The following is a 16,646-nucleotide window of genomic DNA, read 5'->3' on the forward strand; positions in this document are numbered from 1 at the left end:
CACTGATGAGTACGGGCGGCCTGGCGCAGTTCCAACAAGTGTTCATCGAGGAGAGCCTGGAAGGGCTCGACACGATGGAGTCCTCGCTGCTCGCGCTGGACGAGGGTGGTGACGCGGAACTGGTACATACCATCTTCCGCGCGGCGCACTCCATCAAGGGCGGCGCGGCCACCTTCGGCTTCCCGGACATGGCCTCGTTCACCCACGAGGCCGAGTCGCTGCTGGACGAGGTGCGCAGCGGCAAGCGCGCAATCGACAAGCCGATCATCGAGCTGCTGCTGCGCTCGGTGGACTGCCTGCGCGCCATGTTCGCGCGCGCCCAGGCGGGCGCGCCGCTCAACGACGCCACCGCCGACGGCCTGCGCAACGAGCTGGCCGCGATGATGGGCCGGCCCGCCCCGGCGGCTCCCGCGCGGCGCGCCGGCGACCAGGCCGAGGCCTGGGTCGTCCGGTTCCGGCCGCACGCCGGCATGCTGGCCGGCGGCAACGATCCGCTGCGCCTGATCCGCGAACTGGCCGGGCTCGGCGAGCTGGCGGTGGAGGCCGACCTCTCGCGCCTGCCGGCGCTGGACAGGCTGGACCCGACCGAGTGCCACCTGGGCTGGACGATCGAACTGAAGGCGCCGGCCCGGCGCGAGGACATCGCCGCGGTCTTCGACTGGGTCGTGGACGAATGCGACCTGGACATCGCGCCACGGCCGGGCGCCGAGGTCGCGCCGGTCGCCGCCCCGGCGCCCGCGGCGCCCCCGCCGGCGCCGGCCAGCCTCGCCGAGGCCGCCGTTGCCCGCGGCAGCCGCGAGGCCAGCGCCGAATCGAGTTCGGTCCGCGTGGCGATCGACAAGATCGACGGCCTGATCAACCTGGTCGGCGAACTGGTGATCACCCAGGCCATGCTCGACACCTTCCGCGAGGAGTTCGACCCCTCGCGGCTGGCTTTGCTGCAGCAGGGCCTGACCCAGCTTGCCCGGCACGCGCGCGAGCTGCAGGAAAGCGTGATGGGCATCCGCATGCTGCCGATCGCCTCGGTGTTCAACCGCTTCCCGCGGCTGGTGCGCGACCTGAGCCAGAAGCTCGGCAAGCAGGTCAGGCTCGAACTGCACGGCGAGCAGACCGAGCTGGACAAGACGGTGCTGGAGAAGATCGGCGACCCGATGGTGCACCTGGTGCGCAACGCCATCGACCACGGCCTGGAGATGCCCGACCGGCGCCGCGCCGCCGGCAAGCCGGAGACCGGCACCTTGCGGCTGGAGGCCTACCATCGCGGCGGCAACATCGTGGTGGAAGTGTCCGACGACGGCGCCGGCCTCAACCGCGAGGCGATCGTGCGCAAGGCGATCGAGCGCGGGCTGATCGCCAGCGGCGACGGGCTGAGCGACGAGGCGGTCGCCGAGCTGATCTTCCAGCCGGGCTTCTCGACGGCGGCAGTCACCACCGACCTGTCTGGCCGTGGCGTCGGCATGGACGTGGTCCGCCGCAACGTGGCCGACCTGGGCGGCTTGGTGACCATCCGCAGCAGGCCGGGGCAGGGCAGCACCTTCACCATCACCCTGCCGCTCACCCTCGCGATCATCGACGGCCTCACCGCCGCGGTGGGCGAGGAGCGCTACATCGTGCCGCTGGTATCGATCGTGGAGTCGGTGCAGCTCAAGCCGGAGGCGATCAAGACCGTGGCCGGCGGCGGCGAGCTGTTCCGCTTCCGCGGCGAATACCTCCCGGTGCTGCGCCTGCACGAGCTGTTCGGCTGTGCCGGGGCCACGCGCGAGATCGAGCGGGGCCTGGTCATCGTGGTCGAGGGCGAGGGCGCGCGGGTCGGCCTGTTCGTCGACGGGCTGGCCGGCCAGCAGCAGGCGGTGGTCAAGTCGCTGGAGGCGAACTACCGCCGCGTGCAGGGCGTCTCCGGCGCCACCATCCTGGCCGACGGTTCGGTCGCGCTGATCATCGACATCCCCGGCCTGGTGCGCCTGCACAGCCGCCGCCAGGCGGCGTGACCGGACGCGCGGATCGGGACGTTTCCGCGCCTGGCGACGGGGCCGCTGCGTGCGGCCCCGCGCGCTTTCCGCGCCTGCACAAGCCCGCCGCGCCGGCGCGTCGTACCCGCTCAAGAACGGTTCGCCGCGGCCGATAGCCACCTTGGACCGGTATCTCACCGCGGAACATCCATGACCCACCCAGCGAACCCCGTCGCCCCTGCCGCGGATGCGGCTGCGGCGGCGCAGTACCTCACCGTCAATCTCGCCCACGAGGAGTACGCGATCGACATCCTGGCCGTGCGCGAGATCCGCGGCTGGACGCCGGTCACCCGCATCCCGCAGGCGCCGCCGTACGTGCTCGGCGTGCTCAACCTGCGCGGCGCGATCGTACCGGTGCTGGACCTGCGCCTGCGCTTCGGCCTCACCCGCGAGGCCTACACGGCGACCACGGTCACCGTGGTGGTGACGGTGGCCGGGCGGCTGTTCGGGGTGGTGGTCGACGCGGTTTCCGACGTGCTGGACGTGCAGCCGGACCAGGTGCGCCCGGTACCCGACATGGGCACCGCCGTGGATACCGAATATCTGAAGGGATTGACTGCCGTCGAGGAGCGCATGGTGCTGCTGCTCGACGTGGACAAGCTGTTGCAGCCGCAGGACGCGCAGATGCTGGACGCCGCCTTGCCCGCGGCCGCCGACGTGAAAGCCGTGGCCTGACAGGAACCACCCATGAAAATGCCGAAGTTGAAATTCAAGATCCCCTCCCTCACCGTGCGCGGCCGCCTGCGGCTGGTGCTCGGCATGCTGATGCTGATGCTGGTGGGTGGTGCCGTGATCGGCATCGGCTCCATGCAGCTGCAGAACGAGGGCATGCGCACGATGTACCAGGACGAGCTGGTGCCGGCGCAGACCGCCCAGCGCATGCGCGCGACGTCGCTGATGCAGTTCATCGTGCTGGGCGAGGCCGCCCGGCTGGTCAAGCAGCCGACGCAGCTGCAGCAGAAGATGGGCGAGTACGCGGAGCTGGAGAAGAACTTCCTGGCCCTGAAGAAGGACTTCGACGCCGCGCCCAAGAGCGAGGTGGTGGCGGCGCAGTACAAGAAGTACCTGGCCGACGAGGACGACTACGTCAGTGGCCTGAAGGACATGACCGATGCGCTCAACCAGCATGACGAAGCCGCCGACGACGTGCTCGACATGCAGGTGCGGCCGCTGATGATGATGCGGCTGGAAGTGCTGGACAAGCTGGTGAACATGCAGCGGGCCGAGGCGCTGCAGGCGTACCAGGCGCAGGTGTCCCGCTTCAAGCTGATCCGCGCGGTCAGCATCGCGGCGCTCGCCGCGGGGCTGCTGCTCGCCGCCTGGATGGCGCTGTCGCTCAGCCGCTCGATCCTGGGCACGCTCACCTACGCCGGCCGCGTCGCCCGCGAGATCGCGCAGGGCAAGCTCGGCCACGCGATCAAGGTCAAGCGCAACGACGAGCTCGGCCAGCTGCTGGATGCGTTCCGCAGCATGGACGAGCGTCTCTCGGCCATCGTCGGCGAGGTGCGCCACGGTTCCGGCGCGGTGAGCACCGCCGCGCAGCAGATCGCGCGCGGCAACGACGACCTGTCGCAGCGTACGCAGGAGCAGGCCTCCAGCCTGGAGGAAACCGCCTCCTCGATGGAACAGATGACCTCCACGGTCAAGCAGAACGCCGAGAACGCCAGTCACGCCAACCAGCTGGCCCGCGGCGCCCGCGAACAGGCCGAGCGTGGCGGCGAGGTGGCGGCACAGGCGGTGATCGCGATGAAGGAGATCAACGCCTCCAGCCGCAAGATCTCCGACATCGTCAGCCTGATCGACGAGATCGCCTTCCAGACCAACCTGCTGTCGCTCAACGCGGCGGTCGAGGCGGCGCGTGCCGGCGAGCAGGGCCGCGGTTTCGCGGTGGTCGCCACCGAGGTGCGCAACCTGGCCCAGCGCTCGGCCGGTGCCGCCAAGGAGATCAAGGCGCTGATCAACGACAGCGCCGAGAAGGTCAAGGCAGGCTCCGAGCTCGTGGACCAGTCCGGCAAGGCGCTGGCCGAGATCGTGGACAGCGTGAAGAAGGTCACCGACATCGTGGCCGAGATCGCCGCGGCCAGCCAGGAGCAGTCCGCCGGCATCGACCAGGTGAACCATGCGGTGTCGCAGATGGACGAGATGACCCAGCAGAACGCCGCCCTGGTCGAGGAGGCCGCCGCCGCTGCGCGTGCCATGCAGGAGCAGGCCGGCGAGCTGGCCCGCCAGGTCGCGTTCTTCCGCCTCGAGGGCGATGCCGCGCAGGCCGCGCCACTGGCGCCGCGCGCCAGCAACGTGGTGGCCGAGGCCGAGGCGGTGTTCGCCGCCGTGCGCAACACGCCGCCGGCGCGCACCGTGCGCATGGCCGAGCCGGCCGTCGCCGAAGCCGACGCCGGCGTCTGGAAGGAGTTCTGAGCATGAACGCGGTCGCCGACCACGATACGGCGATGGTCGCCGGGCCCGTGCTCGGCGACGGCGACTTCCAGTTCCTGCGCGGTTTCGTCTACCAGTATTGCGGCATCGCGCTGAGCGAACAGAAGCGCCAGCTGGTACAGGGCCGCCTGGCGCGGCGCCTGCGCGCGCTGGGCATGCGCGGTTTCGGCGAATACTGCGAGCTGCTGCGGCGCGATCCGGGCAGCGAGCTGGACGAGCTGTCCAGCGCGATCAGCACCAACGTCACCGCGTTCTTCCGCGAGGCGCATCATTTCGACCTGCTCGCCGGCGAGCTGCTGCCGCGCTGGCTGGAGCAGAAGCGCGAGGGTGGCCGCCTCCGCATCTGGTCAGCCGGCTGCTCCAGCGGGGAGGAGCCTTATTCGATCGCCATGGTGCTGGCCGAGGCGCTGGAGCGCTGCGGCCGCACCGTGGACGCGAAGATCCTCGCCACCGACCTGTCGCCTGCCGCGCTGGCGGCGGCACGCAAGGGCGTCTATCCGCTGGAGCGGCTCGAGGGTGTCAGCCCGGAGCGACGCCGGCGCTGGTTCCTGCGCGGCGAGGGCGAGTACGCGGGCCTGGCCTGCGTGCACCCGCGGTTGCGCGAACTCACCGCCATCCTGCCGCTCAACCTGCTGCACGAGTGGCCCATGCAGGGGCCGTTCGACGCGATCTTCTGCCGCAACGTGGTGATCTATTTCGATCAGCCGACCAAGCAGAAGCTGTTCCGGCGCTATGCCCGGCTGCTGCCCGATGGCGGCCATCTGTTCCTCGGCCACTCCGAGTCCATGCACGGTCTTTCCGACGAGTTCGAATTGATCGGCCGTACCGTCTACCGGAAAAAACCCGCATGACCACCGTTGTCGCGAGGCTGCCCGCCATCGCACCCGCGTTGCCCGGTTTCGAGCACCTGCGCCGGTTCTGGGATCCTACCCACCAGTGCGTCACCGCCAAGGTGCTGCCCGGCGAGTTCTACGTGAGCACGCAGGAGGAGATGATCTCCACCGTGCTCGGCTCGTGCATCGCCGCCTGCATCCGCGACAAGCGCCGGCGCGTGGGCGGCATGAACCATTTCATGCTGCCCGAGCCGGTCGGCGAGCGCGACGCGTGGTCCTCCGCGGTGGGGCGCGCCGCGCGCTACGGCTCGGACGCGATGGAACAGCTGATCAACGCGATCCTCAAGGCCGGCGGCCAGCGCGAGGACCTGGAAGTGAAGGTGTTCGGCGGCGGACGCGTGCTGGCGCAGATGACCGACGTGGGCCGGCGCAACATCGAGTTCATCCAGCGCTACCTCGCGACCGAGAAGCTCGAGCTGGTGGCCTCGGACCTGGGCGACGTGTACCCGCGCCAGGTGCAGTACTTCCCGGCCACCGGCAAGGTGCGGGTGCGCCAGCTGCGCGGTACGCGCGACGCGGCGCTGGTGGACGGCGAGCGGTCCTACCTCAAGCGTTTGGCAAACGATCCGATAAAGGGAGAGGTGGAGCTCTTCTGACCCGGTGGCACCGGGCCGTGGGGGCGTGGCGTCCGCCGTACCGGCGGCGGCGTCCCTGGCGCAGGCGGATCAGCGCCCTCACGACCCGGTGCCACCGCTCCACCTTCACAAGGCAAGCTTCGAGACATACGGCATGGAAAAAGTGCGTGTTCTGGTGGTCGACGATTCCGCACTGGTGCGCAAGCTCCTGTCGACCATGCTTGCCTCCGATCCGCAGATCGACGTGGTCGGTACCGCGCCCGACCCGCTGGTGGCGCGCGAGAAGATCAAGCAGCTCAACCCGGACGTGCTCACGCTCGACGTGGAAATGCCGAGGATGGACGGGCTGACCTTCCTGGAAAACCTGATGCGGCTGCGGCCGATGCCGGTGGTGATGGTGTCCTCGCTGACCGCGCAGGGCGCCGACGTCACCCTGCGTGCGCTCGAGCTGGGCGCGGTGGACTTCTTCACCAAGCCGTCCAGCGACCTGGCCGGCACCTTCGCCGACAGTGCGCAGGACATCTGCGCCAAGGTCAAGGCGGCCGCCCGCGCCCGGCCGCGTGCGCGTACCGTCGTGCGCAAGCTGGAGGTGGCGCCACGGCTGAGCGCCGACGCGGTGCTGCCGCTGTCGCAATCGGCCGGCAGCCGCGGCGGCAGCCCGATCATCGCGATCGGAGCCTCCACCGGCGGCACCGAGGCGATCCGCGCGGTGCTCGAGGCGATGCCGCCCGACGCGCCGCCGATCGTGATCACCCAGCACATCCCTGCCGCCTTCAGCGGACCGTTCGCCGCGCGCATGGACAACTGCTCGGCGATGCGCGTGTGCGAGGCCCGCGACGGCCAGCCGATCCAGCCGGGCCACGCCTACATCGCGCCCGGCAGCCAGCACCTGCTGGTGATGTGGGACGGCGCCAAGCACGTCTGCCGCCTGCATGACGGTCCGCCGGTGAACCGGCACAAGCCCAGCGTCGACGTGCTGTTCCGCTCGATGGCTGCCAGCGTGGGCAAGGCGACGGTGGCGGCGCTGCTCACCGGCATGGGCGACGACGGCGCGCGCGGCCTGCTGGAACTGTCCCAGGCCGGGGCCGCCACGCTGGTGCAGGACGAGGACAGCTCGGTGGTGTGGGGCATGCCCGGCGCCGCCTGGAAACTCGGCGCCGCGAACGAGGCGCTGCCGCTGGACCAGATCGCCGCGCGCCTGCTCCGGCTCGCCCGTCTCCCCCTCGACAGCGCCCAGCGCGTTGCCGCCCACTGACGAGTCACGGAAGAAAGCCCATGGCTGCCATCCTCTCCTTCTTTCACATCCGCCATCTGGTCGGCTTCTCCGCCAGTGCGGCGGCGCTGCTGCTCAGCCTGATCTGGCACCCGGCCTGGCTCGCGCCGGTACTGGTGATCGCGCTGGCCGCCGCCTGGATCGTCGAGACCCGCCGCGGCGCCGCCTCCACCGAGGCCGCCGAGCCGGAGACCGTGGATCCCACGCCGGTGCGCGAGGCGCTGGAAGACGTGCGCAGCGCGCTGGTCGACGAGCTCGGCCACGCCACCCGCGAGCTGCACCAGGCGCTGGACCTGCTGCGCGACGCGGTGTCGGAACTCGGCGGCGGCTTCGACGGCCTGTCGCAGAAGACCGGCCTGCAGCAGTCGCTGCTCAAGCAGATCATCGACGTGCAGAACGGCGGGGTGTCGGTGCAGGATTTCGCCGCGCGCACGGGGGACCTGCTCGAGCACTTCGTCGGCATGGTCGTGCAGATGTCGCGCGAGAGCCTGCGCATCGTCTACCGCATCGACGGCATGGCGAAGGAAATGGATGCCGTGTTCGGCCTCCTCAAGAACGTGAACACCATCGCCGAGGAGACCAACCTGCTGGCGCTCAATGCCTCGATCGAGGCCGCGCGCGCGGGCGAGTCCGGCCGCGGCTTCGCGGTGGTCGCCGGCGAGATCCGCAACCTGGCCAGCCACTCCAACCAGTTCAACGAGCAGATCGGCAGCCACGTCGAGCGCGCCCGCGCCGCGATGGAGCAACTGCGCGGCCTGGTCGGCACCATGGCCTCGCAGGACCTCAACGTGGCACTGTCGGCCAAGGGCGGCATCGACGCGATGATGGCGCACGTCACCGAGAGCGACGCGCGTACCAGCGCGGTGGCCGACCAGGTGGTCGAAATCAACCGCGGCCTGGGCTCGGACGTCTCCACCACCATCCGCTCGCTGCAGTTCGAGGACATCCTGAGCCAGCTGCTGCACCAGACCCGCACCCGCCTGGTGGAGCTGCAGGAAATCACCGCCGACTGCACCCGCGACATCGAGGAGCTGGCCTGCAGCCGGATCGACGCCGAGACGCTGGAAGCCCGCGCCCAGCGCGTGCGCGCCCGCCTGGCCCTGCAGCGCGAGAAGGCCCGCCTGCGCTCGCGCGGCCCGGCGCTGCAGAGCTCGATGGACGCGGGCGAGATCGAGCTCTTCTGAGGACCGGCCATGAGCATCAATGTCCACCACGACAGCGACACCGACTGCCTGACCCTGCACCTGGGCGAACACTTCGACTTCAGCGTGCACCGGGATTTCCACGACGCCTGCCTGGCTTCCAGCGTGAAGGCGCGCAGCTACGTGATCGACCTGGGCGAGGTCACGCGCATGGACAGCTCCGCGCTGGGCATGCTGCTGCTGCTGCGCGAACACGCCGGCGCGGACCGGGCCGAGATCCGCATCGTCAATGCACGCGACGAGTTGCGCGGCACCTTGCGCGTGGCCGGCTTCGACAAGCTGTTCGTGCTGCACTGAGGCTTCGCTTTCCCCTGTCGGGGACGGGGTCGCCTTGCTCCGGTCGGGCGGCGGGGGCGCCGGCGCTGTGGCGTACCTTTTGCCGCCTCCCTCCCCCGCCGGGGAGAGGGAGGGGTGAGGTGCTCGCGGTTCTGGCTACCTTGTGCAGGGTCCGCCTTCGATTGCCGTTGCTGTACGACCCTCCCGTGACTGGCTCACACGCGAGGTTGTTGCCGCGACCACTTGCTGCGCCTGTGTGGAGCGAGCTCGCTCGCGATGTTCTTTTTCTTTGTGCTTCGCTGGCCTGCTTGCGGGGGGCGTTTTTGTGTGGGCTCTCCGCGATCGGGCTCGCCTGCGGCGGGCTTTCGATTGCCTGCCGGCGCTCGAGTGACTTCTCCTTGCTGGCCCAAGGAGAAGTCACCAGGAGAAACGGCCTGGGTGAGCCCGGGGCGAGGCAAAAGCTAGGGGCCGTCGGGGCCAGCAAGGTGCGCCCGGCTCTTAGAGGAGCTACAGCGGCTACACCGCGGGCGCTCGGGAACCGGGGCCAGGGTGGCGCCCTGCCGCGTGGAGGCTGAGGGTGGGCGAGGCGCAGCGAGCCGGTCCATCGCCTCGGTCATCGAGCGCTCGCGGAGTAGCGGCTGTAGCTCCTCTGGAAGCGACCGCCTCGCCCGGCAAGGCGCAGCGGGACCTAGCTCTTGTCCCGAGTTGCCCCAGGCCATTTCTCTTGGTGACTTCTCTGGGCCCGCAAGGAGAAGTGACCCGCTGGCCGGCAGGGCAGCGGAAGCCCACCGCAGGCGAGCCCGCTCGCGGCAAGGCCACGGGAGAACGACACACCCCTGCAAGCAGGCCTCTTGCAAACGCGCCAAGCCTCCTGCGAAGCACAAAGAAAAGAGCATCGCGAGCAAGCCCGCTCTACCGGCACGAGGCGGGCAACGGGTCCATGGGCGAGCCGGCCAGGGAGGCCGTGAAAGGCCGCCGCGCGTGAGCGCACGAACCACCACTGTCGCGAGCACCCGCCCCTCGCCTCTCCCCGGAGGAGGGACGGCGCAATCGGCCAGGGTGAGGCCAGCCAGGGCAAGGCTCGGCCAGCGCCAGGGCCGAGTCGGCCAGCTGGGCAGGCAGGGAGCGGCGAGGGCGAGACTCAGCCCAGGCGCCGCGCGATCGCGTAGAACACCAGGTTGCCCAGGCCGGTCGCGATCGCCAGCACGGCCACCAGGCCGGGCGTCAGGTCCTGCCAGCCGAAGGCCTGGATCAGCCCGAAGCCGGCGCCGAGCGCGACCAGCACCACACCCCAGTGCAGCGAGGAGTGCCGCCGGCGCAGCTCTTCGCTCTGCAGGACCGACCGCACCAATTCCTCTGAGCCGCCGACGGCGACCATCTGCCGGCGCACGCGTGCGTCCACGACGACCTTGATGGCGTAGGTGATGCAGACGAAGAGGGTGATCGGGATGAGGATCTCGAGATTCATGGCGACTCCGGGTGGGTGGGTTCGCCCCATGAGAGACGGGCAGGGGACCGGCGGTTGCATTCGGGGGCACTTGCAACCGTTTCGCCCGGACGCGTATCCCAGGAACGATGGATGCCTGCAGCCCGCCCAATCCGGACCGCGATCTGGTCGACGCCGTGCTCGGCGGTACGCCGGGGGCGTTCGAGCGCCTGGTCCACACCTATCAGGGCCTGTGCTGGCACATCGTCTACCGCATGGTGCGCGACCCGGAGGATGCGCGGGAGCTGTGCCAGGAGACCTTCCTGCGCGTGCACCAGTGCCTGCACCAGTACCGGCAGGAGAGCGCGCTGAAATCCTGGATCGCGCAGGTGGCCTATTCGATCGCGCTGCGCCACCTGCAGCGCAAGCGCATCCCGCTGGCCGAGGCGGAAACCGGCGACGGGCCGTCGCTGCTGGAGAACCTCGGCGACGGGTTCGACCTGGAAGAGACCTTCGGCGACGCGCAGGTGGCGCACCGCCTGCATGCGGCGATCGACGCGCTGCCGCCGGTGCAGCGCGCCGTGCTCACGCTCTACCATCTGGAAGAGGCCAGCATCCCCGAGATCGCCACGATCACCGGGCTGGCCACCGGCACCATCAAGAGCCATCTGTTCCGCGCACGCCTGCGCCTTCGCGAGATACTCGAAGGCCGGCTGGGAGTTGCCGTATGAACCGCGAACCCCGTCTTCCCGATACCGCTGGCGAGTTCGACCCGCTCGAGTGGGCCGCGCAGGAACGCGCACTGGCCGAGGAACGCGCCGGGCTGCCCCCGGTGGCCGGCGAGCCGCGGTTGCGCAGTTACCGGTTGATGGCACGCGTGCTGGCGCAGCCGCCGCAGGAGGAGCTGCCGGCGGATTTCGCGTGGTGCACGGCGCAGCGGGCCGAACGTGCGGCCGCCGCCAGGCGCTCGGCGGACGCACGCTTCGAACGCAACCTGCAGCTGCTGCTCGTGCTCGTGTTCGCCGCGACCGGATCCGGCGCGCTGATGGCCTACGCCGGCGCCTGGCTGCCCTCGTTCGACGGGGGCGCCGTCGCCGGCCTGCTGGCCAGACCGTGGCTGTGGGCGCTGGCGGCATGCCTGGGTCTGTCCCGGCTGTACGACCGCTGGTGGTGGCGCAACCTCCTCGGCTGAACGGGCCCGCAGCCGGCTAGCCCAGAGGTCATGCACGCGCCGTTGGCATTTCGCCGCTATCGTGAGCGCCTGTTTCTCGGCGGAGGGAATGACATGCAAGCGATGCGATGGATGGTGGCGGCCGCGCTGGTCTGCGGTTCGGCGGTGAGCGCGAGCGCCTTTGCGGCGGCGATGCAGCAGGCCAAGGCACCGGCCGGCCCTGCGGCGGGCGTGGACCTGGCCGGCATGGACCGTTCGGTACAACCGGGCGACGACTTCGACGCCTATGCCAACGGCACCTGGCGCAGGAACGTGGTGATCCCCGCCGACCGCGCCAGCACGGGCATCTTCCTGCAGGTCTTCCAGAAGGCCGAGAAGCGCAATGCGCAGATCATCCGCGAGGCTGGCGCCGGCCATCCGGCCGCCGGCAGCAACGAGCGCAAGATCGCGGACTACTACGCCGCCTTCATGAACGAGGCCGCGATCGAGAAGGCCGGCCTGTCGCCGCTCAAGCCCGAGCTGGACAAGATCGCCGCGATCCGCAGCCGTACCGACCTCTCGCGCGTGCTCGGCGGCCAGGTGCGCGCCGACGTCGATCCGATCAACGCCACCAACTGGGATACCGAGCACCTGTTCGGCGTGTTCGTCACGCAGGGTCTGGAGGATCCCGAGCACAACATGGCCTATCTGCTGCAGGGCGGCCTGGGCATGCCCAACCGCGACTACTACCTGCAGAACGACAAGGAGATGGCCGGCTTCCGCGACAAGTACCAGGCCTACGTCGCCGCCACCCTCCAGCGCGCGGGCGTCGCCGACGCGCAGGCCAAGGCGCGCGCGATCTTCGGGCTGGAAATGAAGATCGCCAAGGCGCAGGAGAGCCTGGTCGATAGCGAGGACGTGCACAAGGCCAACAACCCCTGGCCGATCGGCGACTACGCGAGCAGGGCGCCGGGCATCGACTGGGATGCGTTCTTCCAGGCCGCCGGCCTGTCCGGCCAGAAGGTGGTCGACGCCTGGCAGCCGGAGGCGATCCGCGGCCTGTCCGCACTGGTCGCCAGCGAACCGCTTCAGACCTGGAAGGACTACCTCACCTTCCACACCATCAACGAGAGCGCCGGCCTGCTGCCCAAGGCCTATGCCGACGCCAGCTTCGAGTTCTACGGCCACACGCTGACCGGGACGCCGAAGCAGCGCGACCGATGGAAGCGCGCCATCAGCGCGGTCAACAATGACCTCGGCGACGCGGTCGGCCAGATCTACGTCAGGAAGTACTTCCCCGCCTCGTCCAAGGCGGAAGTGCAGCAGATGGTCAAGAACATCCTGGCCGCGTTCGACGAGCGGGTCGATTCGCTGGACTGGATGACCCCGGCCACCAAGCGGAAGGCGAAGGCCAAGATCGAGTCGCTCAAGGTGGGCGTGGGCTATCCGGAAACCTGGCGCGACTACGGCGCGCTCGAGATCCGCCCGGACGACGCGCTGGGCAACCACCTGCGCGCGGTGGCCTACGAATACCGCCACCAGCTGGCCAAGCTGGGCCGGCCGGTCGACCGCGGCGAATGGTGGATGACTCCGCAGACGGTGAACGCGGTGAACCTGCCGCTGCAGAACGCGCTGAATTTCCCGGCGGCGATCCTCGAGGCGCCGTTCTTCAGTCCGGGTGCCGATCCGGCCGCCAACTACGGCTCCATCGGCGCGGTGATCGGCCACGAGATCAGCCACAGCTTCGACAACACCGGCGCCGAATTCGACGCGCAGGGCCGGCTGGCGAACTGGTGGACGCTGGAGGACGAGGCGCACTTCAAGGCCGCCGGGCAGAAGCTGGTGGCGCAGTACGACGCCTACGAACCGCTGCCCGGGCTGCACATCAACGGCCAGCAGACGCTGGGCGAGAACATTGCCGACGTCTCGGGCCTGACCATCGCCTGGATCGCCTACCACAAGTCGCTGGGCGGCAAGCCGGCGCCGGTGATCGACGGCCCGAGCGGCGACCAGCGCTTCTTCCTGGCCTATGCGCAGTCCTGGCGCACCAAGACCCGCCCGGCGGCGCTGCGCCAGCAGGTGATCACCGACGGGCACGCGCCGGGGCGCTTCCGTGCCCAGACCGTGCGCAACATCGATGCCTGGTACCAGGCGTTCGACCCGAAGCCGGGCCAGAAGCTCTACCTGGACCCGCAGCAGCGGGTGAAGATCTGGTAAGCCGCGGCGGCCCCCCGGGGCCGCCCGAGCGCTCGCCGGACAGCAAAAAGGCCCCGTCCGGGGCCTTTTTGCCGCGCGTCCGGTCCGAAGCGCTTACCAGGTACGCACGTCCGCCACACCGGCGGTGAAGCTCTGCATGTCCGAGGAGTAGCGGAACAGGCGGCCGAGGTCGAAGTCGACCGACTGGCCCGGGGCGATGTTGGCGGTGCCGGCCGGCCAGCCCTTCTTGCTCACCAGCACCTTGCCGCTGGCGTCCTTAGCCTCGATGGCGATCTGGGCGGCAGCGGCCTCGGCGCAGTGGTTCACCAGCTGGCCCTTCAGGCTCAGGCGCCCGGAGGCAGCGCTGATCTTGAAATCCTGTACGGTGAAGTCGGTCGGCGAGCAGGCGGCGTGGGCGGCCATGGGGACGGCGAGGAACAGGGCGGAGGCGAGCAGGATCTTCATGGCGGATTCCGTTGCGGCTAGGGGCGTCGACAGGAGGTGACGACCTAGGAATCGGCCACGGCCGGGAAATCTTTAGCCCTGCACGGCGACGGCGCGCGCCTCGCGGGCGTGTTCCAGGAACCACAGCCCCGCGAACAGCTTCGGATCGATCGAATAACCCTCGGCCGCCCGCGCGAACAGCCAGGCGCCGGCCTCGCGGCGCGGGACCTCGTGCACCAGGATGTTCTCGGTCTCGTCGCCGCCGCCGGCACCGACCCGGACCAGATCCCAGGCGCGCACGAAGGCGATCATCTCGGTGCTCATGCCAGACGAGGAGGGGCCTTCGTGGATGAACTCCACGCGGCCGCAGCGGTAGCCGGTTTCTTCCTCCAGCTCCCGCGCGGCGGCGTTCAGCACGCTTTCCTCGGGCTGGTCGGCCAGGTCGCCCACCAGCCCGGCCGGCATCTCGATGGTGTTCTTGAGGATGGAGACGCGGTACTGCTCGACGAACAGCACGCGGTCCTCCGGCGTGACCGCCACGATGATCACCGCGCCGCCCGGGTTGTTGCGTTCGGCGAACTCCCAGCGGCCACGCCGGCGCAGGCTCAGCCAGCGGCCTTCGTAGAGGGTCTCGACCGGGGCGCGGGCGTCGGGGGGGAGGGACATGGCGTCAGGGTTCATCCGGGCATGGTGCCGCGGGCGATCGCCGGACTCAACCGCCGTAGCCGCGTGGGCGTGTCGCGCCTGCCCCGGGGCCGGATCAACCCTCCGCCAGCGCCCGCAAACGGCTGCGCGTCAGCGGGCCGAACCGCAACCGATCGCAGAGTGCCTCCAGCCCGTCGCCGCGCCCGCGGCGTCGCAACGCATCGGCGGTGGGCGCCACCGGCGCATCGAGCGCGATGCGGGTGAGCCGCCGGTACAGCAGCGCCCGCTCCGCGTGCTCGCGCAGCCTCGCGGCGCAGGCGGCGGCGCCGCGCAGGCGCAGGAAGGGCACCTCGTCCACCCGCTCCAGCAGTGCATCCAGGCTGCCGAAATGGGCGAGCAGGGCAGCCGCCGTCTTGGCGCCGATGCCGGGCACGCCCGGGATGTTGTCCACGGCGTCGCCGCACAGCGCCAGGTAGTCGGCCACCTGGTGCGGGTGCACGCCGAGCTTGTCGTGCACGCCGGCCGGGCCCCAGCGCTGGTTGCGGGCGAAATCCCACTGCTCGTCGCGCTCACCCAGCAGCTGGCCGAAGTCCTTGTCCGCCGAGACGATGACGCTGGCCAGGCCGTGGCCGCGCAGGCTCCACAGCGTGCTGCCGATCAGGTCGTCGGCCTCGTAGCTGTGGTCGATCAGCACGCTGACGCCGAGCGCCTCGGTGATCGCCCGGCACAGCACGAACTGGCGCTCCAGTTCCGGCGGCGGCAGCTCGCGGTTGGCCTTGTAGGCGGGGTAGATGGCGTTGCGGAAGGAACTGTTGAGCGAGGCGTCGAACGCCACCGCCACGTGCTCGGCGCGGCTCTTTTCCAGCAGCTCGCACAGGAAACGGGTGAAGCCGTGCACCGCGTTGACCGGGTGGCCGTCGGCGTCGTGGAACTGGTCCGGCATCGAGTGCCAGGCGCGGAATACGTACAGGCTGCCGTCGACCAGGTGGACGGCGCCGGCGCTCACGGCGTCCATGGGCTGAGCACGTCCTCCACGCGCGGGCGTTCGCGGTCCGGCACCTCGATCTGCGGCGTGCCGATGTGCACGAAGCCGACCACCCGCTCGTTCGGCGCCAGCCGCAGCAGCGCCGCCACCTCCGCGTCGTACGCCGCCCAGCCGGTCAGCCATTGCCCGCCGTAGCCGAGCGCGTGCGCGCCGAGCAGCAGGTTGTACGCGACGCAGCCGGCGGCGATCTGCTGCTCGATCGGCGGCACCTTGCTGCCCTCGGTGGTTCGCGCGATCACCACCAGCACCAGCGGCGCGAAGTCGTAGCGGGTGCGTTCCTTCTCGCGCTTGGCGTCGGAGAGCTCCGGATCGCGTGCCAGTGCCCGCGCCGCCAGCCGTTCGCCGAACACCCGCTTGGCCTCGCCGCGCAGCTCGATCAACCGGAACGGCACCAGCTTGCCGTGGTCCGGCACCCGCACCGCCGCCTCGATCAGCGCGTGCAGCTCGGCGCCCTCGGGGCCCGGCGCACCGAGCTGGCGCGACGGGATCGAATGGCGCTGGAGGAGCAGATCGAGCGGAGCGGGCATGAAGGCAGCGGAAGCGGACAGGTCGTCGATGATAACCGTCCCGGGAGCGGCGCGCCGGCGAGCCGGCTGCTTTTCAGGTGGCGGCGGGCAGGCGGAACGAACCGGGCAGGAGGGCGCCGACCGTGGTTTCCTGCACCGCGCCGGCGAGGTTGCCCAGCAGCACCGGCATGTCCTCGTCGCACAGTTCGGCCATCACCTGGCGACAGGCGCCGCAGGGGCTGACCGGGCCGGGTGTGTCCGCGGTGACCGCCAGCGTGGCGAAGTCGCCCGGCCGGCAGCCTGCTGCCACGGCCGCGAACAGGGCGGTCCGCTCGGCGCAGTTGCACAGGCCGTAGGCGGCGTTCTCGACGTTGCAGCCGGTGAAGCGGCGGCCATCGCGGGTCAGCAGGGCGGCGCCGACGCGGAAGTTCGAATACGGCGCGTAGGCCTGCTCGCGCGCCTTGCGGGCCAGCTGCAGCAGCGGGTCGTTGGCGGGAAGCGGTAACGGTGTGGACATCGGGATCTCCTTCAAAGACCCCGTGCGCGCCGGAGCACGGCGCTGCCGGTGGGCCA

The 16,646-nt window shown here is 70.2% G+C and carries 17 protein-coding genes; 11 read left to right on the top strand and 6 right to left on the bottom strand.

Going from position 1 to position 16,646, the window contains the following annotated elements:
* The first annotated feature begins 5 nt into the window (after positions 1 to 5).
* The 8 genes from WAT24_RS04265 (at position 6) to WAT24_RS04300 (ending at position 8,682) form a co-directional block, all read left to right on the top strand.
* On the top strand, positions 6 to 1,988 hold the full coding sequence (locus WAT24_RS04265; protein WP_336806593.1) for a chemotaxis protein CheA: 1,983 nt from the start codon (positions 6 to 8) through the stop codon (positions 1,986 to 1,988).
* Between the two features lie 171 nt (positions 1,989 to 2,159).
* Positions 2,160 to 2,684: a chemotaxis protein CheW gene (locus WAT24_RS04270; protein ID WP_336806594.1), complete on the top strand. Its 525-nt coding sequence runs from the start codon at positions 2,160 to 2,162 to the stop codon at positions 2,682 to 2,684.
* A gap of 12 nt (positions 2,685 to 2,696) precedes the next feature.
* Positions 2,697 to 4,424, top strand: a complete 1,728-nt coding sequence (locus WAT24_RS04275; protein ID WP_336806595.1) for a methyl-accepting chemotaxis protein — start codon at positions 2,697 to 2,699, stop codon at positions 4,422 to 4,424.
* A 2-nt stretch (positions 4,425 to 4,426) separates the two neighbouring features.
* Entirely contained in the window at positions 4,427 to 5,293 is an 867-nt protein-coding gene (locus tag WAT24_RS04280; protein WP_336806596.1) for a CheR family methyltransferase, read from the top strand.
* The gene (cheD, locus tag WAT24_RS04285; RefSeq protein ID WP_336806597.1) at positions 5,290 to 5,931 is read left to right on the top strand and encodes a chemoreceptor glutamine deamidase CheD; all 642 of its coding nucleotides are present in this window, start codon (positions 5,290 to 5,292) and stop codon (positions 5,929 to 5,931) included. The genes WAT24_RS04280 and cheD overlap by 4 nt, the downstream gene beginning before the upstream one ends.
* 133 nt (positions 5,932 to 6,064) lie before the next feature.
* The gene (locus WAT24_RS04290) at positions 6,065 to 7,165 is read left to right on the top strand and encodes a protein-glutamate methylesterase/protein-glutamine glutaminase (protein ID WP_336806598.1); all 1,101 of its coding nucleotides are present in this window, start codon (positions 6,065 to 6,067) and stop codon (positions 7,163 to 7,165) included.
* Between the two features lie 20 nt (positions 7,166 to 7,185).
* The gene (locus WAT24_RS04295) at positions 7,186 to 8,367 is read left to right on the top strand and encodes a methyl-accepting chemotaxis protein (RefSeq protein ID WP_336806599.1); all 1,182 of its coding nucleotides are present in this window, start codon (positions 7,186 to 7,188) and stop codon (positions 8,365 to 8,367) included.
* Between the two features lie 15 nt (positions 8,368 to 8,382).
* Positions 8,383 to 8,682 carry an STAS domain-containing protein gene (locus WAT24_RS04300; protein WP_336806871.1) on the top strand — a complete coding sequence of 100 codons (300 nt, stop codon included), beginning with the start codon at positions 8,383 to 8,385 and terminating at the stop codon, positions 8,680 to 8,682.
* A 1,120-nt stretch (positions 8,683 to 9,802) separates the two neighbouring features.
* On the opposite strand, the gene WAT24_RS04305 is transcribed toward WAT24_RS04300, so the two are convergent.
* Positions 9,803 to 10,129, bottom strand: a complete 327-nt coding sequence (locus WAT24_RS04305; RefSeq protein ID WP_336806600.1) for a DUF6249 domain-containing protein — start codon at positions 10,127 to 10,129, stop codon at positions 9,803 to 9,805.
* 107 nt (positions 10,130 to 10,236) lie between these two features.
* Here WAT24_RS04305 and WAT24_RS04310 point away from each other — a divergent pair, with 107 nt between their 5' ends.
* The 3 genes from WAT24_RS04310 (at position 10,237) to WAT24_RS04320 (ending at position 13,454) form a co-directional block, all read left to right on the top strand.
* Positions 10,237 to 10,818 carry an RNA polymerase sigma factor gene (locus WAT24_RS04310; RefSeq protein ID WP_336806601.1) on the top strand — a complete coding sequence of 194 codons (582 nt, stop codon included), beginning with the start codon at positions 10,237 to 10,239 and terminating at the stop codon, positions 10,816 to 10,818.
* Complete coding sequence (locus WAT24_RS04315) at positions 10,815 to 11,279, top strand: hypothetical protein (RefSeq protein WP_336806602.1); 465 nt, start codon at positions 10,815 to 10,817, stop codon at positions 11,277 to 11,279. Before WAT24_RS04310 ends, WAT24_RS04315 begins: the two co-directional genes overlap by 4 nt.
* Positions 11,280 to 11,372: 93 nt before the next feature.
* Positions 11,373 to 13,454, top strand: a complete 2,082-nt coding sequence (locus tag WAT24_RS04320) for a M13 family metallopeptidase (protein ID WP_336806603.1) — start codon at positions 11,373 to 11,375, stop codon at positions 13,452 to 13,454.
* A 93-nt stretch (positions 13,455 to 13,547) separates the two neighbouring features.
* Here the strand turns inward: WAT24_RS04320 and WAT24_RS04325 are convergent, their stop codons facing one another.
* From WAT24_RS04325 to cdd, 5 genes are all read right to left on the bottom strand, one after another.
* Positions 13,548 to 13,898 carry a hypothetical protein gene (locus tag WAT24_RS04325; protein WP_336806604.1) on the bottom strand — a complete coding sequence of 117 codons (351 nt, stop codon included), beginning with the start codon at positions 13,896 to 13,898 and terminating at the stop codon, positions 13,548 to 13,550.
* 72 nt (positions 13,899 to 13,970) lie between these two features.
* Positions 13,971 to 14,543 carry an NUDIX hydrolase gene (locus WAT24_RS04330; protein ID WP_425605237.1) on the bottom strand — a complete coding sequence of 191 codons (573 nt, stop codon included), beginning with the start codon at positions 14,541 to 14,543 and terminating at the stop codon, positions 13,971 to 13,973.
* Between the two features lie 94 nt (positions 14,544 to 14,637).
* On the bottom strand, positions 14,638 to 15,537 hold the full coding sequence (locus tag WAT24_RS04335) for a 5'-3' exonuclease (RefSeq protein ID WP_336806606.1): 900 nt from the start codon (positions 15,535 to 15,537) through the stop codon (positions 14,638 to 14,640).
* Positions 15,525 to 16,094 carry a nitroreductase family protein gene (locus WAT24_RS04340; protein ID WP_336806607.1) on the bottom strand — a complete coding sequence of 190 codons (570 nt, stop codon included), beginning with the start codon at positions 16,092 to 16,094 and terminating at the stop codon, positions 15,525 to 15,527. Before WAT24_RS04340 ends, WAT24_RS04335 begins: the two co-directional genes overlap by 13 nt.
* Before the next feature lie 73 nt (positions 16,095 to 16,167).
* Positions 16,168 to 16,590 (bottom strand): cytidine deaminase, encoded by a 423-nt coding sequence (cdd, locus tag WAT24_RS04345; protein WP_336806608.1) that lies wholly within the window; start codon positions 16,588 to 16,590, stop codon positions 16,168 to 16,170.
* Positions 16,591 to 16,646: the final 56 nt, after the last annotated feature.

Source organism: Fulvimonas yonginensis (assembly GCF_037137055.1).
GTDB classification, from domain to species: Bacteria; Pseudomonadota; Gammaproteobacteria; order Xanthomonadales; family Rhodanobacteraceae; genus Frateuria_A; species Frateuria_A yonginensis.